Source organism: Acinetobacter brisouii, assembly GCF_008993995.1.
GTDB lineage: Bacteria > Pseudomonadota > Gammaproteobacteria > Pseudomonadales > Moraxellaceae > Acinetobacter > Acinetobacter brisouii_A.
On record NZ_BKNN01000100.1, the window covers coordinates 1 to 5,505 of the forward strand.

At 40.1% G+C, this 5,505-nt stretch carries 2 protein-coding genes and 2 pseudogenes; all 4 read right to left on the minus strand.

Features of this window, described 5'->3' with window-relative positions:
* Positions 1-86 (minus strand): annotated as a pseudogene (locus GBN19_RS15980) (IS5/IS1182 family transposase); the annotation flags it as partial.
* 38 nt (positions 87-124) lie between these two features.
* Positions 125-370 (minus strand): hypothetical protein, encoded by a 246-nt coding sequence (locus GBN19_RS14265; RefSeq protein WP_151778581.1) that lies wholly within the window; start codon positions 368-370, stop codon positions 125-127.
* 226 nt (positions 371-596) lie between these two features.
* Complete coding sequence (locus GBN19_RS14270) at positions 597-3,539, minus strand: FAD-binding and (Fe-S)-binding domain-containing protein (protein WP_151778582.1); 2,943 nt, start codon at positions 3,537-3,539, stop codon at positions 597-599.
* A gap of 529 nt (positions 3,540-4,068) precedes the next feature.
* A pseudogene (locus GBN19_RS14275) lies at positions 4,069-5,394 on the minus strand (NAD(P)/FAD-dependent oxidoreductase).
* Positions 5,395-5,505: the final 111 nt, after the last annotated feature.

A 5,505-nucleotide genomic window follows, 5' to 3' on the forward strand; every position in this document is an offset into this window, starting at 1 on the left:
ACCATTTTTAAGAATAATGGACGAGGAATTCCAACAAGTCGTTTAAATTCCCCATCATTAAATCTAGTTAAATTTTCATATTTCATGGGACTAGTATAAACAATTTTTTACTTTCGCAAGAGGTCTATTGTTCAACTGCTCCCTTTTCAGTCACAATACGTTGAACATGGCGAGGACTTCCCCAACTTGAATTTTCAACTTGTGCGGCTGTCATCCCTACCTTTGGATCATAACGAACGATGTGCTTTTGCTGCTCAGCTGTGGGTGATGCTTTCTTCTGAGTTAAGTCTTTTCCCTGTGCACAAGGGGCTGCCTGATAGCTAATTGCTCCATGTACATTACACTTGTGTATCTCTTGTGCTTGTGTCATCGATGTTATTATTGCTAGTCCAGTAAATGCGAGTTTTTTCATTTGATTGATCAATTACAAATATTTTACATAAATATAATATAAAAAAACACGTATTAAAATAGATTAATGTTTTGATAAAAGTTTATATTTTTAGAAATTTTCATTACAGCTTATTAAAAAAATAAGCACCATATACATCAGCTACAGCTAAAACCAATGTATATGATGTTCTCAATCTACAACATTAAAAAGACAGCATCGCATTTAAAACCTGAACTGGATGCTTTGCTGTTTCCTGTTCAATTCGTTTAATCTGTGTTCGGCACGAATAACCCGTCACCAAGAATTGTGCACCATGCTGCTTTTGTTTCTCCTGCCAAGACTGGCTATAAATCTGCTGTGAAAGCTCACGATGCTCAGCTTCATGTCCATAAGTACCCGCCATACCGCAGCAGCCCAAAGCCAAAGTTTCAAGTTTTAGATCAAAAGCTTTAAACACGTTTTGCCACTGTGCTGTTGATGCTGGAACTTGAGTGCGTTCAGTACAATGCCCTGCCAAGTAATAAGTCTGTGCTGTAACTGACTTTAGATTTTGCACAGGATAATTTTGCAAATAAGCAACCAGCCATTCCTGCAACATCAATACTTTAAAGCTTGCTGCTGCAACAGGTTGTTGATATTGCGCCTGATATTCTTGACGATAGACCAATGTCATTGCAGGGTCGATACCAACCAGTGCCAAACCTGAAGCTGCTGCCTTACTGAGTAATACGCTACTCTTGGCACGTAATTCCTCAAACTCTTGAATAAATCCATGCACATGCAATGGCTTACCATTTGGGAAGTAAGGCAAAATGTAAACTTGAACCCCTAATTTTTTCAGCAATTCAATGCTGTCCAAGAACACAGGCGTATCGAAATAGCGGGTAAATGCATCCTGCACCAAAATCACCGCCTGATCCGAGGCTTGAGGTAGATTTGAGCAATCTTGCTTGAGTAGAATTGCCCCAAGTTTAGACAAATCAGCATTGGCTTGTGGATGAAACAATGGAATATCCACGACTTTGAGCAAATCACGTTGCAGGCTTTGCACCAATTTTTGCTTTTGCACAAAGTTATACAACGATGCAAAATTTGCCATCATCGGCATAAAACGCTCTAAGTTACTGATCAAATAATCTCTTAAAGAACGTGAATTGCGTTGATGGAATTTTTCCAAGAAGCGCGCTTTACTATCTGGAATATCAACCTTGACAGGACATTGCCCCGTGCAAGATTTACATGACAAACAGCCATGTAAAGCATCATAAACTTCACGGTCAAAGGCTTGAGTTTGTTCACCCTGATTTTCACGTCTTAGCCATTCTTTCACCAAAGTTGCACGACCTTTTGGCGAGTGAATTCGATCTCGGGTCACTTTGTACGATGGACACATCGGATCATCTAGGTCAAAGTTAAAACATGCCCCATTCCCATTACAGTGCATGGTTGTACCAAAAGTTTCCCAATCATTTTTGGCAATTTGCTTGTCTGATTCACCACGTAGCGGCACTTCAAGCAATTTGATCAAACTGGCTTGTGGCTGTGTGTCTGGCGTTGAAATTTTTCCTGGGTTTAACTGGTTATTTGGATCAAACAAGCCTTTAACTTTTTGAATCAGTGGATAAGACTTGCCAAAGAACACAGGTGCATACTCTGAACGCAAGCCTTTACCGTGTTCGCCCCAAATCACACCGCCATATTTATGAGTTAACTCAACGATTTTATCGCTGATCAACTGTACCATTTTCGCAGATTCAGGGTCTTTCATGTCTAACAGTGGACGCACATGCAATACACCTGCATCGACATGCCCGAACATGCCGTAGGCTAAACCTTGACCATCCAGTAATGCTCTAAATTCAGCAATATAATCTGCCAAATGTTCAGGAGGCACAGCCGTATCTTCAACAAACGGTTGCGGACGTTTTTCACCTGTCACATTACCGAGCAAGCCCACCGAACGTTTACGCATACTATAAACATCGATGATTTGCTGGTTGCCATTGGCGAGCGTCAAACTGAGACGTTTAACACTTTCATCCTGCTGTAAATGCTGAATAAATTTTTGTTTTAATGCTTCAAGTGCTTCAGGCGTTTCAGCATCAATCTCAACCAAGTTAATCCCTTGAATCACATAAGGCGCTTCAGGCTCAAGGAAATACGGCGAAACTTTCTGCCAGACAATATCATTCTTGGCCAAGTTCAACACTTTAGAGTCAACCGTTTCAATCGACAATGGATCAAGTGTCATTAAAGCTTTGGCATCTTTTAACGCATTTTGGAAATTGTCATAACCAATATTGATTAAAGCTCGATGTTTTGGAATCGGTAAAACACTGACTGTCGCTTCAGCAATAAAGCCCAGTGTTCCTTCACTACCACATAAAATATTATTGATATTAAAAGTTTGCTCGTCATACAACGCAGGCAAATCATAACCTGTCAGCGAACGGTTTAATTTTGGAAAACTCTGCTCAATCAGTTCTTGGTTATTTTCAACGATCTCTAAAAGCTGCTGATAGAGTTTTTTCTGAAACTCAGATTTATCGGCAATACCTTGGCTAAATTCTTGTAGATTCAACGGCTTTGAATCCAGAATTTCAGCATTAATCAGTACTGTTTTTAACGCAAGAACGTGATGATGGGTTTTACCATAACGACAACTACCCTGCCCACTGGCATCGGTATTGATCATACCGCCAATGGTAGCGCGGTTTGAGGTCGATAGCTCAGGCGCAAAAAACAGTCCGTGCTTTTTCAGTTCGACATTCAACTGATCTTTGACCACACCTGCCTGTACTGTTGCAGTACGGCGCACTGGGTCAATATCCAAAATTTTATTCATGTGTCGAGACAGATCGACCACAATCCCATTGGTCAATGACTGCCCATTAGTGCCTGTACCGCCCCCGCGTGGTGTAATCACCAATGACTTAAACTCATCCTGACTTGCCAAACGCATAATGCTTTGTAAGTCCTGAATATGTTTCGGATAAATCACCACTTGTGGAATAAACTGATAAATCGAATTATCGGTTGAAAACACTTGTCTGGCTGCATCTGAACCATCAATATCGCCCGCAAAAACTGGCTGTAACTGTTGGATAAATGCTTGAGTGGCTGAATTCAGTGTTGGATTAGTCATAACTCGGGTTTAATAAACAGGCTTAAAATTAAAATGATTGTGGTGAATCACTCACGATGGTTTGAGTCAGCAATAAGATAGAGATTATCTCTCTTTAACCTACTCAAGCGGTGCTTAATGATTCATCCTGCCACAAGGCATAATAAGGTATCGGATCATACACTGAACACCCTAAAGCTGCCTCAAAGATTTCCTTCTTTTGCTCAAATATTGGGTGTTTCAATACACGAAATCAGACTGGACAATACTTTCAAATATGATTGGGATCAATGAGATGTACTGAAATACCATTAAACAGGGTGCATCACAATATTCAGCATGACTAGATTACTCTGCATCAACAATCAAAAGCTCGGCAGATAATCTGCTCAGCGATGTTAAGCATAACAATTCTATTTTTTGATCTATAGATCGCTGGCTGCTATTTTTAAAAAATCGCCATGACTTTTTTTCACAACATCCAAACAAATTGGAATAATCGGCAGCAAAAGCATTCTAAAACACTTTTACTGCCATGATCTCTATCTACTTAGTGCATTTTTAAAGGAGGTCTTGCCGAGCGAGATAAGCGATCTTTTAAAATAAAGACACTGGTTTTCCAAAAACCATGTAAAGCCATCTGATGGAAGCGATATAAAGAAACGTACATCATCCGCGCACAAAAACCTTGAATGTTAATATTCCCTAAAATACTGCCAACACTGGTTTTTTCACTGAGCGACACCAAAGAGCCTTTATCCTTAAATACAAACTCAGGCAATCCAGCTTGCTCAATATGTGCTTTGAGTGCCTGTTCAAGGAAAATGGCTTGCTGATTTGCAACTTGGGCACGCGGTGGAACTGCACGTTGCTGCCCAGCAGGGGTATAACTTGCACAATCACCCATCGCAAAAATATGCGAATCCAAAGTCGTTTTTAGTGTTGAATGAACAATAAGCTGATTGATGCGGTTCGTTTCCAACCCTGCAATATTTTTGAGAAAATCAGGCGCTTTAATACCCGCTGACCAAACTTTCAAAGTTGCAGGTAATGACTGACCATTTTCAAAATAAATAAATGAATCATCAATTTTCGTCACTTTATGTTCAGTTAAAACATTCACTCCCATTTTGAGTAACTCTGCCTGAGCCGAAGCCGAAACTTGCTCAGACAGCCCTGGTAAAACTCGGTTTGATGCTTCAATTAAACTGATACGGACATTTTCAGGCGAAACTTTAAAACCGTATTTACAAAACTGATGTGCTGCATAGTGTAACTCTGCTGCCAGTTCAACACCTGTTGCCCCTGCTCCTACAATCGCAATATCTAAACGTTTGTTGGAGATCGTGTCATCACCACGACCTGCGACTTTGCTTTGGGCTTGCAAATACAAATTTAAAAATTCATTTTGGAAGCGGTCTGCCTGCTGTCGCGAATCTAGAAAAATACAATGCTCTTTTGCGCCAAGCGTACCAAAATCATTGGATGTTGAACCAATTGCAAGCACCAAAGTGTCGTATGCCAATGTACGGCAAGGTGCAATCATCTCCCCTGATTTTGAATCCATTTGTTCCAAAACAATATGCTTTTGCTCACGATCAATATCACTCATACGACCTAAACAAAATTCAAAATGATTTTTCTTGGCATGTGCAAAATAATTAAGTTCATCTTCCGATGAATTTAATTTATCTGTCGCAACCTCATGTAATAAAGGTTTCTAAATGTGAGTCAATGCGGCATCGACCAATATGATATGGGCTTGACCACGCTTACCGATACTGTTGCCCAGTCGGGTTGCGAGTTCCAACCCACCAGCACCACCACCCACAATACGATGCGGATGCACAACTTGTTGCTTAACTTGAGAATTCATATTCTCTCTCCAACTTTTCTGATGGATTTAAACCTCTAATGTTTAAATTCATCAAAAAATGGGTTTCATACCTATTTTTTATAAATGCTCTCTATTTCCAAAAAATATTTT

What these genes read in the sequence shown, in the direction of transcription:
- GBN19_RS14265 (WP_151778581.1), bottom strand. Translation starts at nt 370, where the DNA reads ATGACACAAGCACAAGAGATACACAAGTGTAATGTACATGGAGCAATT.
- GBN19_RS14270 (WP_151778582.1), bottom strand. Translation starts at nt 3,539, where the DNA reads ATGACTAATCCAACACTGAATTCAGCCACTCAAGCATTTATCCAACAG.